At 71.5% G+C, this 25,875-nt stretch carries 24 protein-coding genes; 19 read left to right on the forward strand and 5 right to left on the reverse strand.

Annotated elements, in window-relative coordinates:
• The first annotated feature begins 155 nt into the window (after positions 1 to 155).
• The 15 genes from ACGH48_RS02520 (at position 156) to ACGH48_RS02590 (ending at position 17,721) form a co-directional block, all read left to right on the forward strand.
• Complete coding sequence (locus ACGH48_RS02520) at positions 156 to 1,556, forward strand: MFS transporter (protein WP_396290059.1); 1,401 nt, start codon at positions 156 to 158, stop codon at positions 1,554 to 1,556.
• A 53-nt stretch (positions 1,557 to 1,609) separates the two neighbouring features.
• Positions 1,610 to 3,778, forward strand: coding sequence for an ATP-dependent Clp protease ATP-binding subunit (locus ACGH48_RS02525; protein ID WP_123310475.1), 2,169 nt, complete (start codon positions 1,610 to 1,612; stop codon positions 3,776 to 3,778).
• Between the two features lie 156 nt (positions 3,779 to 3,934).
• Positions 3,935 to 4,489, forward strand: coding sequence for a DUF2231 domain-containing protein (locus ACGH48_RS02530; RefSeq protein ID WP_340195707.1), 555 nt, complete (start codon positions 3,935 to 3,937; stop codon positions 4,487 to 4,489).
• Positions 4,490 to 4,531: 42 nt separating this feature from the next.
• On the forward strand, positions 4,532 to 5,185 hold the full coding sequence (locus tag ACGH48_RS02535; RefSeq protein WP_396290060.1) for a response regulator transcription factor: 654 nt from the start codon (positions 4,532 to 4,534) through the stop codon (positions 5,183 to 5,185).
• Positions 5,182 to 6,345 (forward strand): sensor histidine kinase, encoded by a 1,164-nt coding sequence (locus tag ACGH48_RS02540; protein ID WP_396290061.1) that lies wholly within the window; start codon positions 5,182 to 5,184, stop codon positions 6,343 to 6,345. The genes ACGH48_RS02535 and ACGH48_RS02540 overlap by 4 nt, the downstream gene beginning before the upstream one ends.
• 47 nt (positions 6,346 to 6,392) lie before the next feature.
• The gene (locus ACGH48_RS02545) at positions 6,393 to 6,932 is read left to right on the forward strand and encodes a hypothetical protein (RefSeq protein ID WP_396290063.1); all 540 of its coding nucleotides are present in this window, start codon (positions 6,393 to 6,395) and stop codon (positions 6,930 to 6,932) included.
• Positions 6,929 to 8,020, forward strand: a complete 1,092-nt coding sequence (locus ACGH48_RS02550; RefSeq protein ID WP_396290064.1) for a peptidoglycan-binding protein — start codon at positions 6,929 to 6,931, stop codon at positions 8,018 to 8,020. Before ACGH48_RS02545 ends, ACGH48_RS02550 begins: the two co-directional genes overlap by 4 nt.
• The gene (locus tag ACGH48_RS02555; protein ID WP_123310463.1) at positions 8,017 to 8,721 is read left to right on the forward strand and encodes an ABC transporter ATP-binding protein; all 705 of its coding nucleotides are present in this window, start codon (positions 8,017 to 8,019) and stop codon (positions 8,719 to 8,721) included. The genes ACGH48_RS02550 and ACGH48_RS02555 overlap by 4 nt, the downstream gene beginning before the upstream one ends.
• A complete protein-coding gene (locus ACGH48_RS02560) occupies positions 8,718 to 9,905 on the forward strand; it encodes an ABC transporter permease (RefSeq protein ID WP_396290065.1) in 1,188 nt (395 codons plus the stop codon). The genes ACGH48_RS02555 and ACGH48_RS02560 overlap by 4 nt, the downstream gene beginning before the upstream one ends.
• A 284-nt stretch (positions 9,906 to 10,189) precedes the next feature.
• Complete coding sequence (locus ACGH48_RS02565) at positions 10,190 to 11,515, forward strand: sugar ABC transporter substrate-binding protein (protein WP_396290066.1); 1,326 nt, start codon at positions 10,190 to 10,192, stop codon at positions 11,513 to 11,515.
• A 3-nt stretch (positions 11,516 to 11,518) separates the two neighbouring features.
• The gene (locus ACGH48_RS02570) at positions 11,519 to 12,547 is read left to right on the forward strand and encodes a carbohydrate ABC transporter permease (RefSeq protein ID WP_123310457.1); all 1,029 of its coding nucleotides are present in this window, start codon (positions 11,519 to 11,521) and stop codon (positions 12,545 to 12,547) included.
• The gene (locus ACGH48_RS02575) at positions 12,544 to 13,455 is read left to right on the forward strand and encodes a carbohydrate ABC transporter permease (protein ID WP_396290067.1); all 912 of its coding nucleotides are present in this window, start codon (positions 12,544 to 12,546) and stop codon (positions 13,453 to 13,455) included. Before ACGH48_RS02570 ends, ACGH48_RS02575 begins: the two co-directional genes overlap by 4 nt.
• A 327-nt stretch (positions 13,456 to 13,782) precedes the next feature.
• Positions 13,783 to 14,571: a DeoR/GlpR family DNA-binding transcription regulator gene (locus tag ACGH48_RS02580; protein ID WP_396290069.1), complete on the forward strand. Its 789-nt coding sequence runs from the start codon at positions 13,783 to 13,785 to the stop codon at positions 14,569 to 14,571.
• Positions 14,568 to 15,563 carry a 1-phosphofructokinase family hexose kinase gene (locus ACGH48_RS02585; protein WP_396290070.1) on the forward strand — a complete coding sequence of 332 codons (996 nt, stop codon included), beginning with the start codon at positions 14,568 to 14,570 and terminating at the stop codon, positions 15,561 to 15,563. Before ACGH48_RS02580 ends, ACGH48_RS02585 begins: the two co-directional genes overlap by 4 nt.
• A 91-nt stretch (positions 15,564 to 15,654) precedes the next feature.
• A complete protein-coding gene (locus tag ACGH48_RS02590) occupies positions 15,655 to 17,721 on the forward strand; it encodes a fructose-specific PTS transporter subunit EIIC (protein WP_396290071.1) in 2,067 nt (688 codons plus the stop codon).
• A gap of 205 nt (positions 17,722 to 17,926) precedes the next feature.
• On the opposite strand, the gene ACGH48_RS02595 is transcribed toward ACGH48_RS02590, so the two are convergent.
• On the reverse strand, positions 17,927 to 19,642 hold the full coding sequence (locus ACGH48_RS02595) for a beta-N-acetylhexosaminidase (protein WP_396290072.1): 1,716 nt from the start codon (positions 19,640 to 19,642) through the stop codon (positions 17,927 to 17,929).
• A 36-nt stretch (positions 19,643 to 19,678) separates the two neighbouring features.
• On the opposite strand from ACGH48_RS02595, the gene ACGH48_RS02600 reads away from it, so the two are divergent.
• Entirely contained in the window at positions 19,679 to 20,854 is a 1,176-nt protein-coding gene (locus ACGH48_RS02600; protein ID WP_396290073.1) for an ROK family protein, read from the forward strand.
• A 51-nt stretch (positions 20,855 to 20,905) separates the two neighbouring features.
• Entirely contained in the window at positions 20,906 to 21,658 is a 753-nt protein-coding gene (locus tag ACGH48_RS02605; RefSeq protein WP_396290074.1) for a DedA family protein, read from the forward strand.
• Between the two features lie 12 nt (positions 21,659 to 21,670).
• On the opposite strand, the gene ACGH48_RS02610 is transcribed toward ACGH48_RS02605, so the two are convergent.
• Positions 21,671 to 21,874, reverse strand: a complete 204-nt coding sequence (locus tag ACGH48_RS02610) for a DUF2945 domain-containing protein (RefSeq protein ID WP_396290075.1) — start codon at positions 21,872 to 21,874, stop codon at positions 21,671 to 21,673.
• Positions 21,875 to 22,075: 201 nt separating this feature from the next.
• On the opposite strand from ACGH48_RS02610, the gene ACGH48_RS02615 reads away from it, so the two are divergent.
• Positions 22,076 to 23,128 carry a serine/threonine-protein kinase gene (locus tag ACGH48_RS02615; protein ID WP_123310443.1) on the forward strand — a complete coding sequence of 351 codons (1,053 nt, stop codon included), beginning with the start codon at positions 22,076 to 22,078 and terminating at the stop codon, positions 23,126 to 23,128.
• 76 nt (positions 23,129 to 23,204) lie between these two features.
• On the forward strand, positions 23,205 to 23,828 hold the full coding sequence (locus ACGH48_RS02620; RefSeq protein ID WP_396290076.1) for a phosphoribosylanthranilate isomerase: 624 nt from the start codon (positions 23,205 to 23,207) through the stop codon (positions 23,826 to 23,828).
• Between the two features lie 12 nt (positions 23,829 to 23,840).
• Here the strand turns inward: ACGH48_RS02620 and ACGH48_RS02625 are convergent, their stop codons facing one another.
• The 3 genes from ACGH48_RS02625 to ACGH48_RS02635 form a co-directional block, all read right to left on the reverse strand.
• Positions 23,841 to 24,599 carry an HAD-IIB family hydrolase gene (locus tag ACGH48_RS02625; RefSeq protein ID WP_340195723.1) on the reverse strand — a complete coding sequence of 253 codons (759 nt, stop codon included), beginning with the start codon at positions 24,597 to 24,599 and terminating at the stop codon, positions 23,841 to 23,843.
• A 91-nt stretch (positions 24,600 to 24,690) separates the two neighbouring features.
• On the reverse strand, positions 24,691 to 25,104 hold the full coding sequence (locus ACGH48_RS02630; protein WP_111086180.1) for an acyl-CoA thioesterase: 414 nt from the start codon (positions 25,102 to 25,104) through the stop codon (positions 24,691 to 24,693).
• Between the two features lie 115 nt (positions 25,105 to 25,219).
• Positions 25,220 to 25,816, reverse strand: coding sequence for a nitroreductase family protein (locus tag ACGH48_RS02635; RefSeq protein WP_111086179.1), 597 nt, complete (start codon positions 25,814 to 25,816; stop codon positions 25,220 to 25,222).
• Positions 25,817 to 25,875: the final 59 nt, after the last annotated feature.

A 25,875-nucleotide genomic window follows, 5' to 3' on the forward strand; every position in this document is an offset into this window, starting at 1 on the left:
CACGACGCCCGAAGCTCAGGACACCCGGCCCCGTCCTGTCGGCAGCCCCCGCGACCACTCTGGTCGCGGGGGCTTCGTCGTGCACGGACCTCGTCGTCAACGGGTGGTCCTGACGGGGACTGCCCGGCCGGCGTCGGCGGGAGCAGGATGAGCACATGACCACTGCCGCACCTCGCGCGACCGCGCCGCTCCGGGACGACCGGCGCACCGTGCTGGTGGTGGCGATCCTGTCGTCGTTCGTCGTCGGGTTGGACTCGAGCGTGGTGAACGTGGCGCTCCCCGCGATCCGGCAGGAGCTCGGCGGCGGGCTCGTCGTGCAGCAGTGGACCGTCGACGCGTACCTGGTGACGCTCGGTTCGCTCATCCTCGTCGCCGGGTCGTTGTCGGACGTGTTCGGCCGGGTCCGGATCATCACGTGGGGGCTCGTCGTGTTCGGGATCGCCTCGGTCGCGTGCGCCATCGCCCCGACGGGGGAGTTCCTGATCGTCTCGCGGGCGGTCCAGGGCGTCGGCGGCGCCCTGGTGACCCCGAGTGCGCTCGCGCTCATCGTGGCGGCGTTCCGCGGGGCCGCGCAGTCGAAGGCGATCGGCACGTGGACCGCGTGGTCGAGCGCCGCGACGATCCTCGGGCCCGTGGTGGGCGGTCTGGTGGTCGACAGCATCGGCTGGCGGTGGATCTTCGTGCTCACCGCCGTCCCGATCGCGGTGACGATCCCGCTCGTGCTGCGGATCACCGGTGACGTGCACCCCGCGGTCCGACCGCGCATCGACGTGGTGGGCGCCGTGCTCGCGGTCGTCGGGGTCGGTGGCGCGGTGCTCGGGCTCATCGAGCAGGAGCGGCTGGGATGGGGTGCTCCGGTGGTGGTCACCGCGCTCGTGCTCGGCGCTCTGGCCCTCGGGGCCTTCGTGCCGTGGGAACTCCACGTGACCCGGACGACCGGTTCGCCGCTGGTGCCGCTCGCGCTGTTCCGTGCCCGCAACTTCGCGGTGGGCAACCTCGCCACCCTGTCGATCTACGGCGCCCTGAGCATGGTCTTCTTCGTGGTCACGCTGTTCCTGCAGGAGGTCTGGGGGTTCCCGGCCTGGCTCGCCGGCCTGGCGACGCTGCCGCCGACGGTGGTCCTGCTGCTGGTGTCCTCGGCGGTGGGCGGGCTGGCGGGGCGGTTCGGGCCGCGCTGGTTCATGGCCGCGGGGCCGGCGGTGGCCGCGGTCGGTGCGCTCCTGATGCTGCTGGTCGGTGCACGGCCGGACGGCTACTGGGTCGCCGTGTTCCCCGGGCTCGTGCTCATCGGCTTCGGGATCGCGCTCATGGTCACGCCGCTGACCAGTGCCGTGCTCGGGTCGGTGCCGCAGTCCGAGGCCGGCGTCGGGTCGGCCGTGAACAACGCGATCGCGCGGATCGCCGGCCTGGTGATGGTGGCGCTCGCCGGTGTGGTGCTCGGTGGGGAGATTAGCGTCGCCGGCCTGCACCGGGCGGTCGTCGTGATGGCGGTGCTGCTCGTCGCCGGCGCGGTCGTCAGTGCCGTCGGGATCCGGAATGTCCCCGCGCCGACGTAAGTTGAGCGGAGTAGACTCAAGTACAACACCACCGCAACGAAAGGACGGAACGCATGGCGAACCTCCAGGGTGCTCCTGACTCGCAAGAGCGACAGAAGACCGCCCTCGAGCAGTACGGCGTCGACCTGACGGCGATCGCTCGCAGCGGCAAGCTCGACCCGGTGATCGGACGCGACTCCGAGATCCGACGCGTCAGCCAGGTGCTCACCCGCCGCACCAAGAACAACCCCGTGCTCATCGGCGAGCCCGGCGTCGGCAAGACCGCCGTCGTCGAGGGGCTCGCCCAGCGCATCGTCGCCGGCGACGTCGCCGACTCGCTCAAGGACAAGCGGCTCGTCTCGCTCGACATCTCCTCGCTCATCGCCGGCGCGAAGTACCGCGGCGAGTTCGAGGAGCGCCTCAAGGCCGTGCTCAAGGAGATCAACGACTCCGACGGCCAGGTCATCACGTTCATCGACGAGCTGCACACGCTGATGGGGGCCGGTGGCGGCGAGGGGTCCGTCGCGGCCTCGAACATGCTCAAGCCGATGCTCGCGCGCGGCGAGCTACGGCTCATCGGGGCGACGACGCTCGACGAGTACCGCGAGTACATCGAGAAGGACGCCGCCCTCGAGCGCCGCTTCCAGCAGGTCTACGTCGGCGAGCCCAGTGTCGAGGACGCCGTGGCGATCCTCCGCGGCCTCAAGGAGCGCTACGAGGCGCACCACAAGGTCACGATCAACGACTCCGCGCTCGTCGCCGCGGCCAGCCTGTCGAACCGGTACATCTCCGGCCGGCAGCTGCCCGACAAGGCGATCGACCTGATCGACGAAGCCGCCAGTCGGCTCCGCATGGAGATCGACTCCAGCCCGGTCGAGATCGACGAGCTGAAGCGGAACGTCGACCGGCTGCGCGTCGAGGAGTTCGCGCTCAAGCAGGAGAAGGACGACGCCTCGAAGGCGCGGCTCGAGACCCTGCGGAACGAACTGCACACGCGCGAGGAACGACTGGGTGAGCTCGAGCAGCGCTGGCAGGCCGAGCGTGCCAGCCTGAACCGGATCGGCGAGCTGAAGCAGCAGCTCGACGACCTCAACATGCGCAGCCAGCGTGCCCAGCGCGAAGCCGACTACGCAACGGTGTCGCGCCTGGAGTACGCCGAGAAGCCCCGGATCGAAGCGGAGCTCGCCGCCGCCGAGCAGGCCGAGTCCGCCGACCGCATGGTGAACGACAGCGTCACCGACGAGGACATCGCCGCCGTGATCGCCCAGTGGACGGGCATCCCGCTCGGCCGGCTGCTGCAGGGCGAGACGGAGAAGCTCCTGCACCTGGAGAACGAGCTCGGCCGCCGGATCATCGGGCAGCGCACCGCCGTGAACACCGTGTCCGAAGCCGTCCGCCGCACCCGCGCCGGCATCTCCGACCCGGACCGTCCGACCGGATCGTTCCTGTTCCTCGGGCCGACCGGCGTCGGCAAGACCGAGCTGGCGAAGGCGCTCGCGGAGTTCCTGTTCGACGACGAGAAGGCCCTCGTCCGCATCGACATGAGCGAGTACGGCGAGAAGCACTCGGTCTCGCGGCTCATCGGTGCCCCGCCCGGGTACGTCGGCTACGAGTCCGGCGGGCAGCTCACCGAGGCCGTCCGGCGTCGCCCGTACTCGGTGATCCTGCTCGACGAGATCGAGAAGGCCCACCCCGAGGTCTTCGACGTGCTGCTCCAGGTGCTCGACGACGGTCGGCTCACCGACGGTCAGGGGCGCACGGTCGACTTCCGGAACACGATCCTCGTGCTCACGTCGAACCTCGGCTCGCAGTTCATGACCGACCTGACGCTCACGGACGACCAGCGCGAAGCGGCCGTGCGCGAGCTCGTGCAGCAGGCGTTCCGGCCGGAGTTCATCAACCGCCTCGACGACATCGTGGTGTTCCAGGCCCTGACGGCCGACGACCTCGGCCAGATCGTGTCGCTCTACGTCGACCGGCTGGCCCGCCGGCTGACCGACCGCCGACTCGAGCTGGCGGTCACTCCGGAGGCGCGCGGCTGGCTGGCGGAGCGCGGGTACGACCCGCTCTACGGCGCCAGGCCGCTCCGTCGCCTCATGCAGCGGCAGATCGACGACAAGCTGGCACGGGCGATCCTGTCCGGTGACGTCCGCGACGGCGACACCGTGCGGGTGGACGTCGCCGCAGACGGCGACGGCCTGACCGTCGAGCCCTTCGAACTGGCGGAGATCGTCGAGGAGTAGGCGGCGCCCGCGCGGAACCAGGTTCCGGACACGACACCGTGGAACGGCGTGGTGCTGTGTCCGGAACCTGGTTCCGGGGTGGGTGGGGTGACGGACGGGAGGCCCGGTACCGGTTCCTGGGACCGGTGGCGGGCCTCCCGTAATAGCGTCCAGGGCATGCCTGAGATCCGCGTGTTCCGTCGCCTCACCGACACCGTCGAGCACGCGAGCGTGCTCGACAAGGCCGTCGACGTCGACCGAGCGGTGGTGAACGCGCTCGCGAAGCCGAAGGCACTGCGACAACTGTTGCACGGGGTGCCGTTCGGCCATCCGCTGCACCCGCTCATGGTGCAGGTGCCGCTCGGGGCGTGGATCTCCGCCGCGGTGCTCGACGTGTTCGGCGGGAAGGGCAACGCGAAGGCCGCCAAGACGCTGGTCGGCGTGGGACTCGTGTCCTCCGGCAGCGCGAGCGTCGCCGGCTACGTCGACTGGTCCGAGCTGGACCGCGAACAGCTGCGCACCGGGTGGGTGCACCAGGCCGTGAACTGGGTCGGCATCTCGCTGTACGGCCTGTCGTGGTGGCAGCGGAAGCACGGCAACCACGGCGCCGGCAAGCTCCTCGGCTTCGCGGCGCTCACGGTCGTCGGGGTCGGTGGGTACCTCGGCGGGCACCTGGCCTACCGGCAGCGCGCCGGTGTGAGCGACCACGGCGAGGTACCGTTCGACGCCTGATCCTCCCAGCCGATCCATGGGTACATCACGTGCAATATACGGATGCGCGTACTCGTGGTGGACGATGAACCGACCCTCGCCGACCTGATCGCCAAGGGGCTCGCACGCCAGGACATGGCCGTCGACGTCGTGTACCGCGGTGACGACGCCGACGAACTGCTGTCCGTCAACGACTACGACGTCGTCGTGCTGGACCGTGACGTCCCCGGGCTCCACGGCGACGAGGTCGCCCGGAGGCTCGCGGCCCGCGGCAGCCTCACCCGGATCCTGATGCTCACCGCAGCGACCGCCCTGGCCGACCGCGTGCACGGACTCGAGCTCGGCGCCGACGACTACCTGGCGAAGCCGTTCGAGTACCCGGAGCTCGTCGCCCGCGTCCGCGCACTCGGCCGGCGGAGCGTCGCCCCGGTCGCGCCCGTCCTCGAACGCGCCGGACTCGTCGTCGACACGAACCGACGGATGGCGACACGCGACGGACGACCGCTCGACCTGACGTCGAAGGAGCTCGGCGTCCTCGAGGAACTCCTGCGCGCCGACGGCCGCATCGTCTCGACCGAGGAACTGCTCGAGAAGGTCTGGGACATGAACATCGACCCGTTCACCGCAGCCGTCCGGGTGACGATGTCGAAGCTCCGCAAGAAGCTCGGCGGCCCGGACCCGATCCGGACGGTGCCCGGACGGGGCTACTCCCTGTGAGGCGGGTCCGGCGGACCTGGAGCATCCGTGCCCGCACCGCGGTGACGTTCGCGCTCGCAGCGATGGCGCTCGCGACCGGTGTCGTCGTGTTCTCGAACGTGATGTCCCTCGCCGGGGTCGGCGCCGGACTCGACACCACGTCGGCGCGGACCGCCAGGCCCGTGCAGGGGTTCGCGACCGCATCGCCGGCACCGCTGGAGCCGGGCGGCACCGGTGGGCGCGATCCGTCGGCGGTCACGGTGATCCAGCTCGTCGCCGTGCAGCAGTGGCAGTGGTCCGCCGTCGGCATCGCAGGTGCGGGGGCCCTGGCCGGAGGTGTCGGGTGGCTGGTCAGCCAGCGGATGCTCCGTCCGATCGACCGGATCACCGCGACGGCGAACCGGATCACGGCGTCGAACCTGCACGAGCGGATCGAACTCGGCGGCCCGGACGACGAGCTGCGGCGCCTGTCCCGCACCGTCGACGGCCTGCTCGACCGGCTCGAGACGGCGTTCGAGAGTCAACGCCGGTTCGTGGCGCAGGCGTCGCACGAACTCCGGACGCCGCTCGCCGTCCAACGGGCCGCGGTGCAGATCGGACTGCACGACGACGCCGACCGCGACGACGTGCGCGCCACCCGCGAGCAGCTCCTCGAGCAGAACCGCCGGACGGAGCACCTGGTCGAGTCCCTGCTCGTGCTCGCCGAGGCCGATCGCGGACTGGCGGGCGCGACCAGCGCCGTCCGTCTCGACGAGGTGACCGACGAGGTCGTCGCAGGAGCGGCCCCGGACGCGACCGACGCCGGGGTGACCCTGACCCACGAGCGCCGCACCGGGCCTCCCGGCCTGGTCGTCGACGGTGAGCCGACGCTCCTCCGCCAGCTGCTCGTGAACCTGGTCGGCAACGCCGTCGAGTACAACGAATCCGGTGGGTTCGTCCGCGTGACGACCACGAGCGACGGGTTCGTCGTCGAGAACGCCGGGCCGCCGGTGCCCCAGGACGAGGCCCCGCGCCTGGTGGAGCCGTTCCGCCGGTGCCCCTCGAGCCCGTCCGCCGACCGGCACAGCGGCCTGGGACTGTCGATCGTCGCGTCGATCGTGCAGGCGCACGGCTGGCGGATGACGATCGATGCGCGCCCGACCGGCGGCCTCGCCGTGCGCGTCGACGTTTCGTCGGTGTAACCCGGCGGGTACGCGGCGCGAAACAGCCGATCGGGTGTGCTGGGACCATGAACGCAACGACCACGACCACCACCCGTCGGACCCGCTCCCTGTTCGCCGCCGCCGCGGCCCTGGTGCTGCTGCCGGGTCTGCTCGCCTCGTGCTCGGCGGCCGCTCCGGACTCCGGGTCCACGAAGTCCTCCGGGACCGCGGCGAAGGGCGCGACGCTCGCCGAGTGCATGCGCGGCAAGGGCTACGACATGCCGGACCCGTCCTCCGGGGGGACGACGCTCCAGCTGAGCGCACCCGACGGCGTCGACGAGGACCAGTACCAGGCCGACCTGCAGTCCTGCCTCGGCGACTCCGCCGCAGCCGGCGACGCCCAGATGGCCAAGCCGATGCCGGGTTCGGCAGACCGGCAGCGGAAGGCCGCCGAGTGCATCCGCGATCGCGGCTTCGAGGACTACCCCGACGACGAGGAAGCGAAGGCGGGCTACCAGCCCGGCGACCAGGCCGCGTTCGACGAGGTGGCTCGCGCCTGCTCCGACGAGGCCTTCGCCGGGCTCGGCGGGGACGACGCCGAGGTCGGCGACGGAGCCACGTCGTGAGGCGACCGATCGGACGCCGCACGACGATCACGGCGGTGTGCCTCGCGGCCGGTCTCGCCGTCGGGACCGGAACCTGGGCCGTCCTGGGGCTGCAGGCCGAGGAGCCGGCCGCCGCGTCGGCCAGCGAGCAGCCGGACCGCGCCACGGCGATCGTGACGAAGGGGGACCTGACCGACTCGAAGGTGTTCGCCGGAACGCTGGGCTACGGGTCCGCGACCGGTGTGCCGGCGGCCGCGGGCGGCACCATCACCTGGCTGCCGGAGCCGGGCGACGTCGTCCACCGCGACGAGTACCTGTACGCCGTCGACGAGCGCGGCGTGCGCTCGATGTACGGCACGGTGCCGCTGTGGCGCGACCTGTCGCGGGGGCGCACGGGCACCGACGTGCGGCAGCTCAACGAGAACCTGGCCGCGCTCGGGTACGACGTGTCGGTCGACGACGTCTTCGGCCCGCGGACCGAGCGCGCGGTGCGGCAGTGGCAGCAGGACCGAGGGCACCGCGTGACCGGGGTGCTGACGGCGGACGACATCGCGTTCGTGGACGGGGCGGTGCGCGTCGCGTCGGTGGACGGCGAGCTCGGACAGCCCACCGGAGCCGGCGCGGGCGGAGCCGGGGACGGCGGGGTCGGAGCCGCTGGCGACGTCCTGCAGGTCACGAGCACCGAGCGCGTCGTCACGGCGACGGCCTCGCAGCGCGATGCCGAACGGCTGGCCGTCGGCACGGAGGTGGACGTCCGGATCAACGGCGCCGGCGACCCGCTGCGTGGCGAGGTCGCGGACGTGCAGCCGAGCACGAGCGAGGACGGCGGCAACAAGGTCGACGTCTCCGTGTCGTTCGACCCGGGTGACCGGAAGCTGCCCGCCGCCGCCTCCGCACAGGTGGACGCGAAGGGCACCACCGAGCGGGGTGTCCTGTCCGTGCCGGTCGCGGCGCTCGCCGCGGGCTCGGGCGGGGAGTACGCCGTCGACGTGGTGCGTCGCGACGGGACGACGAAGCGGGTGGCGGTCGTGCCGGGGTTCACGGCGGACGGTCGCGTGGCCGTCACTGGCGACGTCGCGGAGGGGGACCGCGTGGTGGTGCCCGGATGAGCGCCGCAGCCACCGGGGCGGCCGCCGCGGTCCTGTCGCTCCGCGACGTGGTGAAGACCTACGGTGACGTCGGCGCGCTCCGCGGCGTCTCGCTCGAGGTCGCCGCGGGGGAGCTCGTCGCCGTCGTCGGCCCGTCGGGATCGGGCAAGTCGACGATGCTGAACATCGTCGGGACGCTCGACCGGCCGACCTCGGGCACCGTGACGATCGCCGGCAACGACGTCGCCTCGATGTCCGACGACGCGCTCTCGCGACTCCGTGCCGACCACATCGGCTTCGTGTTCCAGCACTTCCACCTGCAGGCCGGAGCGACGGCCGCCGAGAACGTCGCCGACGGCGTGCTCTACGCCGGCGTCCCCCGGCGGGAGCGCCACCGGCGGGCCGTCGAGGCGCTCGGACGCGTCGGCCTCGGGCACCGCGTCGACCACCGGCCGCACGAGCTGTCCGGTGGCGAGAAGCAGCGCGTCGCGATCGCGCGGGCGATCGTTGGCGAACCGACGATCCTGTTGGCGGACGAGCCGACCGGCGCGCTCGACACGGCGTCGGGCGCGGCGATCCTGACGGTGCTGCGGGAGCTGAACGCAGCCGGGACGACGATCCTCGTCATCACGCACGACCTCGAGCTCGCCGCGTCGCTGCCCCGGCGGATCCGGATGCGCGACGGCCTGGTCTCGCACGACGACCGGGCGGGCACGCGATGAGCGCCCGCGGAACCGTCGGCCCCGCGGACCTGCTCCGACTCGGCGTGTTCGGCCTGCGCACCCGGCCGGGTCGCGTGGTGCTGTCCGCCCTCGGGATCGCCATCGGCATCGCGGCGATGATCGCGGTCGTCGGGATCTCGTCGTCGAGCAAGGCGATGGTCGACCGGGTGCTCGACGCGCTCGGCACGAACGTCCTCACGGCCACGCCGGCGCAGGGCTTCGGTGAGCAGCAGCCGCTGCCGCCCACGGCACTCGACTCGGTGCTGCGCCAGGACGACGTGGAGTCCGCGGCCGCCGTCGGCACGGTACCGGCCACCGGCGTCTACCGGAACGCCCTGATCCCCGCTCCGCAGACGAAGGGCATCGGGGTGCTCGCGGCGTGGGGCGACGTGCCGGGGGTCCTCGGCGCGGAGCTCGCGTCGGGCCGCTGGATCGACGACGGTCCGGGTGCTCCGCCGCAGGTGGTGCTCGGGGCCGACGCCGCCGCCGCGCTCGGCATCGACACGGTGCGCGCCGACACGCGTGTCTGGACGGGCGGGCAGTGGGTGCAGGTCGTGGGCATCCTGCAGCCCGTCCAGCTCGCGGAGGACCTCGACAACCAGGTGTTCATCCCGCGGTCCCTCGCCGCGCAGCTCGGGTTCGACGGAGCGCCGACCGCGGTGTACACGCGGGTCGACCCGGCGCGCGTCGAGCAGGCTCGCGACGTCCTCGCCGGTGCGGTCCGCCCCGGAGCACCGCAGGACGTCGGCGTGACCCGGCCGTCCGACGCGCTCGCCGCGAAGAACGCCACCGACGACTCGTTCACCGGGTTGCTCGTCGGCATCGGCGGTGTGGCCCTGCTCGTCGGCGGCATCGGCGTCGCGAACACGATGGTGATCACGGTGCTGGAACGTCGTGCCGAGGTGGGCGTGCGTCGTGCCCTCGGCGCACGTCGGCGGAACATCCGTGACCAGTTCCTGGTCGAGTCGCTGCTGCTGTCGTTCCTGGGCGGCGTCGCCGGTGTGGTGATCGGCGTCGGGGTCACGGTCGCCTTCGCCGTGGGGCAGGGGTGGCCGGTGGCGATCCCGCTCTGGGCCGTCGGTGGCGGGCTCGGAGCGACGGTCGTGATCGGTGGGGTGTCCGGGTTGTACCCGGCGGCGCGCGCAGCGCGCATCCCACCGACGTCCGCCCTGGCGGCCGTCTGACGGACGTGGTGGTGATCCGGGAGGCCCGGTGCCGGTCTGCGAGACCGGCACCGGGCCTCCCGGTCGTCCGGTCCACCCCGTCGACGCGCGACGCAGATGATGGCTGGTCATGACCAGTCGTGTCAAGCGTTGGCGACGATCTGTTCGCCATCCGTGATCCCCCGGAAACACGCGGATCGAACCTTCCCACAGGGACCGATCCAACGGTTGACAAGGGCTCCCGGAAGGTCTTCTATTGCGAATACGCAACGTCCTTTCATAAAGGTCGGACCAAGGGAGTCAACGTGACACGCACGCGTTTCGCCGCACTCGGTGCGCTCGGCCTGGCGGCCGCGCTCGCCCTCACCGGGTGCTCCGCCGGAAGCAACGGAGCTTCCGACGGTGGCACGAAGTCCATCGGCACACCCGATGGCAAGGGCAAGACCATCACCGTCTGGATGATGAACGGCGACCTCAGCGACAAGGTCCTCGACGCCGCCCAGGAGCAGTTCACGAAGGACACCGGGGCGAAGGTGAAGATCCAGACCCAGCAGTGGGACGGGATCACCACGAAGCTCACCACGGCACTCGCCCAGGACGACGCCCCGGACGTCGTCGACCTCGGCAACACGCAGGTGCCGGTCTACGCGGCGGCCGGTGGTCTGATGGACCTCACGCCGTACCGCGACGAACTCAAGGACGGCCAGACCTGGCTGACCGGGCTCGAGGGGCCGGCCACCGTCGACGACAAGCTCTACGGCGCACCGCTCTTCGCGGGCAACCGGGCCGTCGTCTACAACAAGAAGGTCTGGAAGGACGCCGGCGTCACCGACGTACCGACCACGTACGAGGAGCTCACCGCCGACCTGGACAAGGTCAAGGCGGCCAACACGGCGAGCGACTTCTCCGCCTTCTACATGCCCGGCCAGTACTGGTACGGCGGGCTGCAGTGGGTCTGGGACGCCGGCGGCGAGATCGCCTCCGACGAGGACGGCAAGTGGACCGGCACGCTCGACTCCGACGACGCCGTGAAAGGCCTGACGGCGTGGAAGACGTTCCAGAACGACTACTCCGCGAAGTCGACGCAGGACATCAACACCGACAAGCCCTCGCAGAGCGACGTCTTCGCGCAGGGCAACACCTCGGCGTTCCTCGGCTCGGCGTGGGAGATCGGCTCGATCACCACCGCGAAGCCCGCGCTCGCCGACCAGATCGGCACGTTCCCGATGCCGTCGCAGACGGCCGGCAAGACGCAGCCGGTGTTCCTCGGCGGGTCCGACCTCGGCATCCCGGCGAAGGCCGCGAACCAGGACCTCGCGCTGTACTACCTGAAGATCCTGACCTCGAAGGAGTTCCAGCAGGACCAGGTGTTCGGCGTCGACGGCTGGGAGCCGAACTCGACCGAGCTGCTCGACGCGGTGGCCGACGACGTCGACACCCTGCACAAGCCGTACTTCGCGGCAGCCAGCACGAGCCGTCCGACCCCGGCGACGCCGGGCTGGGCGACCATCGAGGGTGACGCGTCGTTCCAGTCGATGTTCGCGGACATCGCCACCGGACGGAAGTCGCCGGAGCAGGCCGCCGAGGGCTTCTCGAAGCACCTCACGACCGCGCTGAACGCGCAGCCGTAGTCGATGACCTCCACTGCGGAGCAGGCGACCGGTTCGGAGCAGTCCGAGCCGGTCGCCGGCGGCGGGGGGATCGGGGGCGTCGGCGGTACTGGGTCGGGGCGGCCGGTTCGTCCCGGCCGCGGGGCGCGTCGTCGGTCGGCGGTGGCGTCGCGGGCACCGCTCGTCCTGCTGGCCCCCGCGGCGATCCTGCTGCTCGCGCTCGTCGTCTACCCGCTCGTCCGACTCGTCGTCATCTCGTTCCAGGACTACGGGCTCCGGGCGATCTTCACCGGGGAGGCCGGGTTCGCCGGCGTCTCGAACTACACGAACGTCCTGACCGACGCGTCGTTCTGGCCGGTCATCCTGCGCACCGTCCTGGTCACCGGGGCGATGGTGCTCGGCACGATCGTCATCGGGATGGGCGTCGCACAACTGCTCACCCGGCTCGGCGTCGCGATGCGCACCGTCGTCAGCGTCGTGCTCGTGCTGGCATGGGCGATGCCGAACGTCGCGTCGAGCCTGGTCTGGCAGTGGCTCTTCCAGCCGTTCTACGGCGTGCTCAACTGGCTCATCACGCAGCTGCGGGTGTTCGGCGACCACACGCAGGACAACTGGGCGTCGCACCCCGGGCAGGCGTACACGATCGTGCTCACGCTCGTGATCTGGCAGGCCGTGCCGTTCGTCGCCCTGACGCTGTACGCCGCGCAGTCGCAGATCGCGCCGGAGTACTACGAGGCCGGAGCGCTCGACGGCGCCTCGACGTGGACGATGTACCGCGCGATCACGCTGCCGGCACTCGCACCGACCCTGCTGCTCGTGTCGATCCTGTCGGTGATCTGGGACTTCAACGTCTTCAACCAGATCTGGTTGCTCACCCGGGGCGGCCCGGAAGAGGCCACCCTGACGCTCGGCATCTGGACGTTCGTGAAGTCGTTCGTCTCCAACGCCTACGGCCAGGGTGCCGCGATCGCCGTCATCTCGACCGTGATCCTCGGCGCGCTCACCAGCTACTACATCCGCCGGCTCGTCCGCAGCGGTGAGGAGGACCTGTGACCGTCTCGAACGCAGCACCCGGCGCGGGTGTCGCGCCCGCTGCCGCGCCCGCGCCCGCTTCCGTGCCCGCACCCGTGCGGGCACGGAAGCGGAAGCCGCGCGTGGTCGCCAACACCATCGCGGTCGTGTTCTGCCTGGTGTGGGTGTTCCCGATCTACTGGATGGTGAACACCGCCTTCAAGCCGGCGGACGAGGTCACCACCATGACCCCGATCTGGGCGCCGCTGCACCCGACGCTCGACAACTTCACCCGGGCGCTCACACAAGAGGGCTTCCTGGTCTACCTGCGGAACTCGACCATCGTGGTGGTGGCCGCCGTCCTGCTGTCGATCGTGGTCGGGTTCCTGGCCTCGGCGGCGCTGTCGCGGTTCCGGTTCCGCGGGCGACGGGCGATCCTGGTCGGCATCCTGTTCGTGCAGATGATCCCGTCGGGCGCCCTGCTCATCCCGTTGTTCCTGTCGTTCCAGACGCTCGGGCTGCTCAACAGCTACGTCGGACTGATCCTGGCGTACGTCGCGAGCGTGCTGCCGTTCTCGATCTGGGTGATGCGCGGGTTCTTCGTGGCCGTACCCGTCGAGATCGAAGAGGCCGCGAAGGTCGACGGCGCCGGCACCTTCCGGATCCTGTGGAGCGTGCTGTTCCCGCTCGTGATGCCCGGGGTCATCGCGACGAGCGTGTTCGCGTTCATCGCCGCGTGGAACGACTACCTGATCGCGTACGTGATGCTCAAGGACCAGGGGATGTACACGCTGCCCGTGTGGCTGGCCGGGTTCTCGACGAACAAGGGCACGGACTTCGGCGGGCTGATGGCGGCGAGCGTCCTGTTCTCGATCCCCGTGGTCGTCTTCTTCCTGATCGTCCAGCGTCGACTCGTCAGCGGGATGACCGCGGGGGCCGTGAAGGGCTGACCGTCGAACCTGAAGCCCCGTCGTGCACGAGCACGGCGGGGCGTTCGTGCGTGTGCGGGGCGTTCGTGCGTGGGGCGGGCGTTCGTGCGTGTGCCTGGCGTTCGTGCGTGTGCCTGGCGTTCGTGCGTGTGCCGCCCGCCGAGGTTCCACGACATGCCGCGTGCGTGACGCCGAGGTTCCACGGACGGGCTGTGGGCGGCGCGAGATGCCGAGATTTCGGAACCTCGGGGAGAGGAGGAGCGCCGGGCGGGGCGAGCGGGGTGGTTGTGTTTGTGTGGGTTTGTGGCTTATGGTTCCTGAAACCCACGGGAACGAAGGAGTTCGGGCATGTACGCAACCGAGCGGCACGACGCGATCGCAGCAGCGCTGCAGGACGCCGGCCGGGTCTCCGTCGCCGACCTGGCCGAGCACTTCGACGTCACCACCGAGACCGTCCGCCGCGACCTCGACGCCCTCGAGTCCGCCGGGGTCCTCCGTCGCGTGCACGGGGGAGCGGTGCCGATCGGTCGCTCGAGCGTCGTCGAACTCTCCGTCGCCGAGCGCGAGGGCCAGCACGGCTCCGCGAAGTCCGAGATCGCCCGCGCTGCGATGCGCCTGGTGCCCTCGACCTTCACGGGCTCGATCGCGATCGACGCCGGCACCACGTGCGCCGCCGTCGCCGCCGAACTCGCACGGTGGGAACCCGCCACTGTCGGCGCGACCCTCACGGTCATCACGAACTCCGTGCCGATCGCCGCGACCCTGCAGCACAGCGAGCACGTCGAGCTGCACCTGCTCGGCGGCCGGGTGCGCGGGGTCACGAGCGCCGCGGTCGGCACCGCCACCGTCGAGCAGATCGGCGCCCTGCGGCCGGACATCGCCTTCGTCGGCACGAACGGTCTGTCCGCCGGGTTCGGGCTGAGCACGCCGGACGAGTACGAAGCCGCGGTCAAGGGCGCCTACGTCCTCGCGGCCCGCCGTGCCGTCGTGCTCGCCGACGCCGCGAAGCACGGGGTCGAGGCCCTCATGCGCTTCGCCCGGCTCGACGAGATCGACACGCTCGTCACGGACCAGGCGCCGCCGGCCGACCTCGCCGGCGCCCTGACCGACGCCGACGTCGAGGTGGTCGTCGCATGAACCGCCGCATCGTCACGGTCACCCCGAACCCGAGCCTCGACCGCACCATCGAGCTCTCCGGCGAACTGCAGCGCGGCGCCGTCCAACGCGCCACCCGCTCCACCGCAGAGCCCGGCGGCAAGGGCGTGAACGTGTCCCGGGTGGTCGTCGCGAGCGGCGGGGACACGATCGCCGTCCTGCCCGGCGACGACCTCGACCCGGTGCTGCTCGGCCTGGCCACCCGGGGCATCCCGACCGCCGCACTGCCGATCGGCGCGCCGCTCCGCTCGAACGTCACCGTGACCGAGCCGACCGGCACCACCACCAAGCTCAACGAGCCCGGTCCCTCGCTCGCCGGCCGCCTGGACGACCTCGCGTCCCTGGTCGCCGACACCGCAGCAGCGACCGCCACCGGCCCCGCCGCCCGCTGGGTGGTCTTCGCCGGATCGCTCCCGCCAGGGCTCCCCGACGACGCGCTCGCCGTGCTCGTCCGTGCCGTCCGTGCGCGCCACGGTGAGGACGTCCGGATCGCGGTCGACTCGTCCGGCGTCCCGTTCACCGCCCTGCTGCAGTCCGGCGAGCGGATCGACCTGGTCAAGCCGAACGCCGAGGAGCTCGCCGAGGTCGTCGGTGGCGACCCGGACACCTACGAGCAGGACCTCGACGCCGCCGTGGCCGCCGCGCAGCGCCTGCGTGACCGGAACGTCGACACCGTCCTGCTCACCCTCGGCAGCGCCGGCGCCGTCCTGGTCTCCGGCGAGGGGGCCTTCGCCGCCGCCGCGCCGCGGATCGTCGCCCGCTCCACGGTCGGCGCGGGGGACTCCTCGCTCGCCGGCTACCTGCTCGCCGAGGTGGCCGGCGCGTCACCCGAGCAGCGCCTCGCCCAGGCCGTCGCGACCGGAGCCGCCGCCGCAGCCCTGCCCGGCAGCGACGTGCCTGCCCTCGACCACACCGACCCGACGGCGATCTCGGTCCGGGTGCTCACGACGCACCCGGCACCCGAGCCCGCCTGACCCCGCCCGAACACCCCCACTCCACGAACACCCCACTCCCCGAACACCTGCACGACCCGCGCGATCAGCGCCATTGCGAAGGAGCAAGCACATGTCCGCAGACTCGAGTCCGCGCCTCATCAGCGCCCAGCTCGTCGGCCTCGACGAGGACCTCGGCGCCACCTCGGCCGAGGTCATCCGCGTCCTCGCCGACCGCGTCGCCGCGACCGGCCGCGCCGCCGACGGCCGGGTCCTGGCCGAGGACGCCATCAAGCGCGAGGCCAGCGTCGGCACCGGCGTGCCCGGTGGCATCGCGATCCCGCACGCCCGTTCGGCATCGGTGTCCGAGCCGACCCTGGCGTTCGCGCGTCTCGCCCGGAAGGTGTCGTTCGGCGCCCCGGACGGCGACGCCGACATCGTGTTCATGATCGCCGTGCCCGAGGGGGCCGACAAGGACCACCTGACGGTCCTCTCGACCCTGGCCCGTGCGCTCATCCGCGACGACTTCACCGCCGCCCTGCGCGCCGCAGCCACCCCGGACGAGATCGTCCAGCTCGTCGACCGCGAGGTGAGCGGCGAGGTGTCCGAAGCCGGCGTCGGGAAGGCGAGCAGTGCCTCCAGTCCGGCTCCCGCACCCGCGCCGGGCCGCAAGGTCTTCGTCGGCGTCACCGCCTGCCCGACCGGCATCGCGCACACCTACATGGCGGCCGATGCCCTCGTCGCCGCGGCGCAGCGCGCCGGCGCCGAGATGCACGTCGAGACCCAGGGCTCCTCGCAGGTCGAGCCCCTCGACCCCGCCCTGATCGCCCGCGCCGACGCCGTCGTGTTCGCGGTCGACGTCGACGTCCGCGACCGCGGGCGCTTCGCCGGCAAGCCGCTCGTCTCCGGCCCGGTCAAGCGCGGCGTCGACGAGCCCGACAAGATGATCGCCGAGGCCATCCGCGCCTCGGAGGACCCGAACGCCGCACGCGTGCAGGGCGGAGCGACCGCCGAGGGCGAGTCCACCGCCAAGAACGAGCACTTCGGGCAGGCGCTCAAGCGCTGGCTGCTCACCGGCGTCAGCTACATGATCCCGTTCGTCGCGGGCGGCGGGCTGCTCATCGCGCTCGGCTTCCTGCTCGCCGGCTACGGCATCGCGCTCACCCACGGTGACTCCGGCCAGAACAACGCGGTCTTCACGCTGACGAACTACACGCTGCTGAACCTGCCGCCGCAGGGCCTCGACTACTACCTCGGTGCCGCCGCGTTCCAGATCGGCTCCGTGTCGCTCGGGTTCCTGGTCGCAGCACTCGCCGGGTACATCGCCTACGCCATGGCCGACCGGCCCGGCATCGCGCCCGGCTTCGTCGCCGGTTCCATCGCCGTCTTCATGAACGCCGGGTTCCTCGGTGGTCTGATCGGTGGCCTCATCGCCGGCGCCGCCGCGTACTGGATCGGGCGCATCCCGACCTGGCGCTGGCTGCGTGGCCTGATGCCCGTCGTGATCATCCCGCTCTTCGGCTCGATCATCGCCTCCGGCCTCATGCTGCTCGTGCTCGGCGGCCCGATCGCCTGGCTCATGACCCAGCTGACCGAGTTCCTCAACTCGCTGTCCGGCGCCTCGGCGATCCTGCTCGGCATCATCCTCGGCCTGATGATGGCCTTCGACCTCGGTGGCCCGGTCAACAAGGTCGCCTACGCGTTCGCCGTCGCCGGGCTCGGTGCCGGGACCGCCACCAACGTCGTGCCGTTCGAGATCATGGCCGCCGTGATGGCCGCCGGCATGGTGCCGCCGCTCGCCCTGGCACTCGCCTCGACCGTCCTCTACCGCCGCGGGTTCACGAAGCCCGAGCGCGAGAACGGCAAGGCCGCCTGGCTGCTCGGAGCGTCCTTCATCTCCGAGGGCGCGATCCCGTTCGCTGCCGCCGACCCGCTGCGCGTCATCCCGGCGTCGATGGTCGGGGCCGCGGTCACGGGTGCGATCTCGATGGCGGCCGGTGTGACCTCGCGGGCGCCGCACGGCGGGATCTTCGTGTTCTTCGCCATCGGGGACGTCGCGATGTTCATCGTCGCGATCCTGGCCGGCACGATCGTGTCCGCGCTGGTCCTGGTCGGGCTGAAGAAGTTCGTGCGCCGGGCCCCGGCGGCGGACGCCGCCGTGTCCGAGACGGCCGACGACCGCGTGGCCGTCGCCGTGTAGTCGACGTCACCACCTGTCGGACGGGAGGCCCGGTGCCAGCTGGCACCGGGCCTCCCGTCCGTTCGTGGTCGCGCCCACCCCGTGAGGTTCCGAGATCTCGGAACCTCACGGGCGTACGCGGGCCTCCGTGGAACCTCGACGGAAGTGAGCGGCGAGTCGTGGAACCTCGACGCCGACGCGAGCGCCCGCCCGCCCGGGGCGCTCCCTACTCCGCGATGTTGGCGGTGATCGCGTCGATGTAGGCGGCGCGGTCCTCGCGCGAGTGCGGCCGACCGGGGACCCCGGGCCGCTGCTCCCACGGGAAGGGCCCCGCCTCGTGCCGGTACTCGATGCCCATCGCCTCGAGCCGCGCGGTGTGCTCCGCCAGCCGTCCGCGGAACTCGGCCACGTCGCGCGGACCGGTCACGTCCGCCGACCAGAGGGCCTCGGCCAGTGCCGCGACCCGCGGGAACAGCTGGTAGTCGAGCTTCCGGGCGGTGTCGACGTGCTCCGTCCACATGTTGCCCTGGCCGCCGATGACGTGCGCCCGCTCGGACTCGGTCAGGCCGGACGGCACCGGGTCGAAGGCGAACACGTCGTCGACCGTCAGCACGATCGACACCGGGATCGGCTCGGTCGCCAGGTCGCTCTGCCGGTAGTCGAGGTAGGCCTGGTCGTCCGGCGAGGAGATGACGTCGTGCCCGCGCTTCGCCGCCGTCCGCGCACCGGTCAGACCGCGCCAGGACACGATCGTCGCCGACGGGTCGAGCGTGCCGCCCTCGAGGATCTCGTCCCAACCGAACGCCCGTCGCCCGTGCGAGGCGACGTGCGCCGCGAGCTGCCCGATGATCCACGCCTGCAGCTGCTCTTCGTCCTCGAGGCCGAGCGAACGCATGCGCTCCTGGGTGCGGGGGTCCTCGACCCACTGCACCTTCGGGCACTCGTCACCGCCGATGCCGATGTAGCGCGAGGGGAAGAGCGCGATGACCTCGTCGAGGACGTCCTTGAAGAAGTCGACGGTGCTGTCGTCCGCGTTCAGGACGTCGTCGGCGATGCCCCACTCGGTCCAGACCTCGACCGGTGTCTCGGGGTGCACGCCGAGCGACGGGTACGCGGCCAGCGCGGCGCGGACGTGACCGGGCGTCTCGATCTCGGGGACGACGGTGACGAACCGGTCCGCCGCGTACGCGACGATCTCGCGGATGTCGTCCTGCGTGTAGTACCCACCGTGCGGCCGGCCGTCGAACCCTGCCGGGTGCAGGACGCCGTCGGCGTCGGGGACGTGCGCGCCGACCTGCGACTCGCGTCGCCACGACCCGACCTCGGTCAGTCGCGGGTACTTGCGGATCTCGATGCGCCAGCCCTGGTCCTCCGTCAGGTGGAAGTGCAGGCGGTTGATCCGGTGCGCCGCGAGCTGGTCGACGACGCGCATGACCTCGTGCTTGGTGCGGAAGTGCCGGGCGACGTCGAGCATGACGCCGCGCCAGGCGAAGGCGGGCGCGTCCTCGACGACGGTGGCGGGGAGCGACCACGGCCCGGTGCCGACGCGGCCGCTGCGGTAGACGTCGGCTGGCAGCAGCTGGAGGAGTGCCTGGACGCCGTAGAAGACGCCGGCGGCCGAGCCACCGACGACGTCGACACCGTCGGTGGTGACGGTCAGGCGGAAGGACTCGGCGCGTTCGCCCTCGGGTGACGGTGGGCCGGCGGGCAGCGAGGGGTCGTCCGAGACGCGCAGCGAGATGGCGCCGGCGTGGACGGTCGCGCCGTCGACCGCGTCACGGACCGGCTGGCCGGTCGACGCCCGCAGCGTCTGCTGCAGGTACAGTCGGACCGATTCGCTCGCTGCGTCCGCTGCGATGCGGGTCGACGGGGTGATCTCGAAGGCGCCGGTGCCGGGCACGGCGCGGCGCGGTCGTGGGATGAGCATGTCGGAGTCCACCATTCCTCAATGATCTTTCGTAATGTGGAGGCTATGGCCGTGGACGAGACCGTGTCAACGATCCCGAGTGTCGTGGGGACGACGCCGGGGGTGCTCCGACTCATGAACTCCCGCGCCATCCTCGACGAGCTCCTTCGCGACGACGCGTCGCGCACCGTGACCGAGCTGAGCCGCACCGTCGGGCTCTCCCGTCCCACGGTCGAGGCGGCGCTGGCGGACCTGGTCGACGAGGGCTGGGTGACCGAGGCCGAGGCGATCGCCACCCCGAACAAGGCCGGTCGTCGGGCCAAGCGCTTCGCAGCGGACGCCACCGCCGGCTCCGTGCTCGGCGTCGACCTCGGGCTGCACGGCATCGTGGGCATCCGCGCCGACCTGCGCGGCGTCACCCTCACCCGGGTCGAGGAGCGCTACGCGGACCTCGCCGACGCGGAGCAGGCGTGGACGAGCGTGCAGGACGTGGTCCGCCGCCTGACGGCCGACTCGGATGCGTCGCCCGTCCTCGCCGCCACGTTCGGCGTCCCCGCCGTGGTCGACCGCGCCGGAGAGATCGACTACACGGTCGCCGTGCCGGAGTGGGTCGAGCGCCGCGTGCCCGGCCGGATCCAGGACCTCTTCCCCGGGGTCGCGACCTTCTTCGACAACGACGCCAAGCTCGCCGCCACCGCCGAGGCGATGTGGGGCCGGTTCCGCGGCGTCCAGGACGGCCTCTACCTGGTGATGGGTCGCCAGATCGGTGCGGCCTACGTCATCGACGGGGCGTTGGCGCGCGGAGCGCGCGGGGCGGCCGGCGAGATGGGCGGCCTGGCCTCGACCGGATGGCCCGGTGCGCCGGCCCGCCTGGAGGCCCGGATCACGTCCGACACGGACCTCGAGTCCGTCTTCGCCGCGGCCGGGCGCGGGGGCGCTGCGCCGGGCCGCGGCGGTGCGGACGGTCCCGACCCGGCGGCGGTCGAGGTCGTCCGCGCCTTCGCGGACGACGTGGCGCCGGGCGTCGTGCAGCTCGTCACGACGATCGACCCCGAGGTCGTGGTCGTCGGGGGCGAGGTCCTGCCGGCGGCACCGGTGTTCGCCGAGGCGCTCGCCGCGGTGGTCACGCCGCAGCTCCGACACCCCGTCGAGATCGTGCCCTCGACGGTCGGGCGGGACGCCGTGGCCCGGGGCGCCCTCGCGCGGTCGCTGACCCACGTCCGGACCTCGCACATGGGACTCGGCTGACGTTCAGGTTCCGTGCCGGGTCCTGACAGGGCGTTCAGGGATGCTGGGGGTATGACGACTGCCGTGACCGCCCGTGCCATGACCGTCGCCAGCGGCGACTCCACCGCGCCCTCGGACCTGGGCGGGCTGTCCGGCCTCGTGCTCCAGGTCATCGACGCCCTGGGGGAGTGGGGCGTCGCGCTCATGCTCTTCGTCGAGACGGTGTTCCCGCCGATCCCGTCCGAGGTCATCCTGCCGCTGGCCGGGTTCCTCGGCGGCGCCGGCCAGATGAACCTCGTGCTGGTCCTCGTGCTGGCGACGCTCGGTTCCTACCTCGGCGCACTGGTGCTCTACTGGCTCGGCGCGAAGATCGGGTTCGAGCGCACCACGCGGTGGTTCGGCAAGCTCCCCCTGGTCGACGAGGACGACTTCCGCAAGGCCGCCGGGTGGTTCCACCGGCACGGCAAGAGCGCGGTGTTCTTCGGCCGCTTCGTCCCCATCGTGCGCAGCCTCATCTCGCTGCCAGCGGGTGCGGACCGCATGCACCTCGGCACGTTCTCGGTGTTCACGATCATCGCGAGTGGCATCTGGAACAGCGCACTCGTGCTGCTCGGTGCCGCGTTCGGCTCGCAGTACGACCGCGTCGAGCAGTACACGGAGTGGATCGACCGGGTGCTCTACGTCGCGATCGCGATCGTCGTGGTGACCTTCGTGGTCCGCCGGCTCCGACGGTGGCGGTCGGATCGCCGCGCGGACGGCGACGGCGACGGTGCCGCGAGCGGGGGCGCACGAGGTCGTCGTCGCGCCGAGCCCGCCCGCGACTGAGCCGCTCCGCCGTCAGGCCTTGGTCAGCGCCGACTCCTTGTGCGCGGCCTGCTTGCCGCTCTTCTCCGACTCGACGATCCAGTACGGATCGTCGTCGGTCGGCTTGAACGTCTGACCGTCGAACTCGAAGTCGCTCGTGCGCTTCCGCACGAGTCTTCCGGTCGTCCGTCCCTGCGAGGTGTTCCAGTGCACCTCGTCACCCTTCGTCAGTGCCATCGCTGTCCTCCTTGCGTGATCGCTCACCCTGGTCGGAGGTCGAACGGTACCCTGATGCATCCGCATGAACACAGGGAAGTACGCCGATCACGATGTCATAACACCCGTCCAAAAGCGGGGTCGGACGCGTACCGTTTCTCGTGAGCCAACACGCCGGCAGCTGCCGCGGAACCTGCGGCTCCCGACGGAACGACGGACACCATGACCCTGCTCGACGGCTTGCGGACGGAGACGGTCCTGTCGGGCCGGTACCGCCTGGTGAAGCTCATCGGCACGGGTGGCATGGGGACCGTCTACGAAGCCCGCGACGAGCACACCTACCGCGCGGTCGCCGTGAAGCTCTTCGCGACGCCGGACAAGATGACGACGGCCGACCGTGTCCGCCAGGAGCGCGAGATCCGGCTGCTCAGCATGCTGTCGCACCCCGGGCTCATCCCGCTCTACGACGCCGGCACGCACGACTTCCCGGACGGCCCGCACCGGTTCATCGTGATGGAGCTCATCGCCGACACGACGCTGCTGCGCCGACTGTCCGAGGGCGCCCTGCACAACTACGAGGTGGCCGACCTCGGCGCCCAGCTGGCCGACGCCCTGGCCTACGTGCACTCGCGCGGCATCGTGCACCGCGACGTCAAGCCCGCCAACATCCTGATCAGCGACGAGGGGTCGTCCGGGTTCGCCCGGACCGTGAAGCTCACCGACTTCGGTGTCGCGCACTTCGTCGACGGTTCACGCCTGACGAACGACGGCACGGTCATCGGCACGGCGGCGTACCTCAGCCCCGAGCAGGTCGCCGGTGAGCCGATCAGCTTCGCCACCGACGTCTACTCCCTCGGGCTGGTGCTGCTCGAGTCCCTCACCGGCAAGCAGGAGTACTCCGGCACCCTGATCGAGGCGGCACTCGCCCGTCTGCGGCACGACCCCGAGATCCCCGACGAGATCGCCTCGGAGTGGCGCGACCTGCTCAGCCGGATGACCGCCCGTGACCCGGAGCGCCGTCCGACCGCGGTCGCCATCGCGAGCGCCCTGCGTGGGGGCTCCACCCAGATCACCGGCCCGGTGCCCCTCGGACCGGAGCGGGTCAAGCACCAACGCGACCACCGCATGCACCGTGCGGCCCACCGGCACGCGAAGCGCGGCACCTTCTCGGCCGTCCGTCGCTGGCGCCGGCGGAACGTCCTCGTCGGCACGTTCGCGGCGTTCGGCGTGCTGGTCGCGTGCGGCTCCGCCTACGTCGCGGGCATGCTGCACTGAGGTCGCCCGCGCGTCCCGTTCGTCCGAGGTCGCCTGCGCGTCCCGTTCGTCCGAGGTCCCTGGCAGGATGGACAGCATGACCGACCAGCGCTGGATCAAGATCTGCGGCCTGTCGACGCCCGACACCGTGGACGCCGCCGTCGACGCGGGCGCCGACGCGGTCGGGTTCGTCTTCGCCGCGAACAGCCCCCGCACCGTGACGGCCGACCTGGCGAAGGAACTCGTCGAGCGGCTGCCGGACGGCATCGACGCCGTCGGGGTGTTCCGCGACCAGAAGATCGACGAGGTCGTCGGCATCGCGTCCGAGGTCGGGCTCACCACCCTGCAACTGCACGGCGGCGAGGCGGCGAGCGACTTCGCCCGTGCCCGCGACGCCGGCTTCTTCACCATCCGGGCCATCGCGGCCGAGGACTACCTGCGCGAGACCGCCGAGCAGCGCGCCGCGTACGACCACGACCTGCTGCTGCTCGACGCCACCGTTCCGGGGAGCGGTCGGCTGATCGACCCGGCGTCGATCGAGGGTGCGATCGACGAAGCCTGGATCCTGGCGGGCGGCCTGACCCCCGCCAACGTCGTCGCCGCGGTCGAGGCGCTCGACCCCGACGGCGTCGACGTGTCCAGCGGCGTCGAGTCCGAGCGCGGCGTGAAGGACCCGGCGAAGATCCGTGCGTTCATCGAGGCCGTCCGCCGCCTCGGCTGACGCGCCGCAGGATCAGCGCAGGGTCGGGATGAGCTCGGTCAGGAACGCGTCGGTGTCCTCCCAGCCCTCGACCGCGTGGCACGGCACACCGAGGGCCTTCACCGGGTAGTCGTTGCCCTCGGGGTCGAGCCGGTCGCCGACGAACAGCATGTCGTCGAGCGCGACGCCGGTGATCTCGGCGAGACGCTGCATGCCGTACGCCTTGTCGATGCCCTTGCGGGTGATGTCGACGCTGGTCGACCCGCCGGACCGGACCTCGAGGTCGGGGAGCTCCGCCTGCACCCGGCGACGCAGGTCGTCCTTCTTCGCGCCGGTCGGGTCCCACTGCTTCTTGACGTCGACCGGGGCGGCCTGGCCGAGCGCGGAGAACGTGATCTGCGAACCGCGGTCCTCGAGGATGTCGCCCCAGGTCTCGGACTCCCAGTAGCCGGCGTCCTTCGCCACGGACTCGACCGCGGCCAGGGCACGTGCCTTCTGCTCGTCGGTGAGGTCCTCGGCGTACTGCAGGGCCCAGTCGTCGTCGGACCAGCGGTAGTACCGCGTGCCGCACGTCGGCAGCAGGTGCAGGTCGTCGAGGGTCAGGCCGTCCCGGTGTCGCAGCGGGGTGACGAGCTGCTGCTCGAACTGCGTGAAGTTGCCGCCGGAGATGACCGCGACCGGAACGACCTCGAGCAGGGACGCGAAGGTCTCGAGCATGCGGGGGTCGAGGGCGGACTTCGACGGGGCGAGGGTGTCGTCCAGGTCGAAGGCGACGAGGCGGGGCGTGGTCATGCCCCGATCCTGCCAGAGGCCACCGATCACACGCCGCATGCTGGGCCCACCCCACGCGAGGGCTGCGTGATGTCTGCGGGGTCGCGCGCGGTCAGGCCCGGTGCGTCGCGGGGACCCGGTCGCGGTCGTAGGTGATGTCGGTGTAGCCGTGCGGCGCCGGGTTGCCGTCGTCGTCGAGGTTCACGAACACGACCTCGTCGATGGTCAGGATGCTGCGGTGCGTGAAGAGGTTGCGCGCCTCGGCCCGCATCGTGAGCGAGCTGCGGCCGAACCGGGTGGCGACGAGGCCGATCTCGACGATGTCGCCCTCCTTCGCCGAGGACACGAACTCGATCTCCGACATGTACTTCGTGACGACCTTGCCGTTGCCGAGCTGGATGATCGCGTAGACCGCGGCCTCTTCGTCGATCCAGCGGAGCAGGCTGCCGCCGAACAGGGTGCCGTTGGCGTTGAGGTCCTCGGGGCGGACCCACTTGCGGGTGTAGAAGTTCATCTCGGGCTGCATGTCACGACATTCTACGCGGCAGCGGCAGCGGCAGCGGCGGCCGCGGCCGCAGCCGCAGCGGGTACGACAGCGGCCGCGCCCCGGCGGGGACGCGGCCGCGTGTCGGTACCGAGGGCTACTCCTTGACGAGGACGACCTCGTCGAGCGGCAGGCGGGTGCGCGGGGCGACCTCGCGCTCTGCCGCCTTCTCGTCGAGCTGCGACGGGTGCGCGACGGTGCCGATGGCCGTCACGGTGAAGGGCAGGAAGCGCTCCGGCAGGTCGAACGCGGCGCGGAGCCCGGCGGCGTCGATGCCCGCCATCTGGTGCACGTGCAGGCCCTCGGCGTGCGCCTGGACGGTGAGCGCGGCGAGCGACTGGCCGAGGTCGTACTGCGCGAAGGGACGCTCGTCGCCGTCCTCGGTCACGGTCTCGAGCACGCCGACGACCAGGGCGCTGGCACGGAAGGCCCACGCGGCGTTGAAGCCGAGCAGGTTCTCGTTGATCTTGCGGAACGTCTCGGTGCCACGACGACCGGCGATGAACCGGCGCGGCTGGAAGTTCATGGCGGACGCGGCCCAGCGGGCGGCCTCGAGGACGGCGTCGAACTGCTCGTCCGAGATCGTCGCGGTCTCGTCGTAGGAACGGGGGCTCCAACGCTCTTCCAGCAGGGGCACGAGGGGCTGGCTGGAGTCGGTGGACCGGGTGAGGGTGTCGGCGTTCGTCGAGGTCATGGTGCCTGCAACGGTATTCGATGCGAACGCATTTCCGACCTGAGCGACGTCACATGGTG

The organism is Curtobacterium pomorum, from assembly GCF_044497295.1.
GTDB lineage: Bacteria > Actinomycetota > Actinomycetes > Actinomycetales > Microbacteriaceae > Curtobacterium.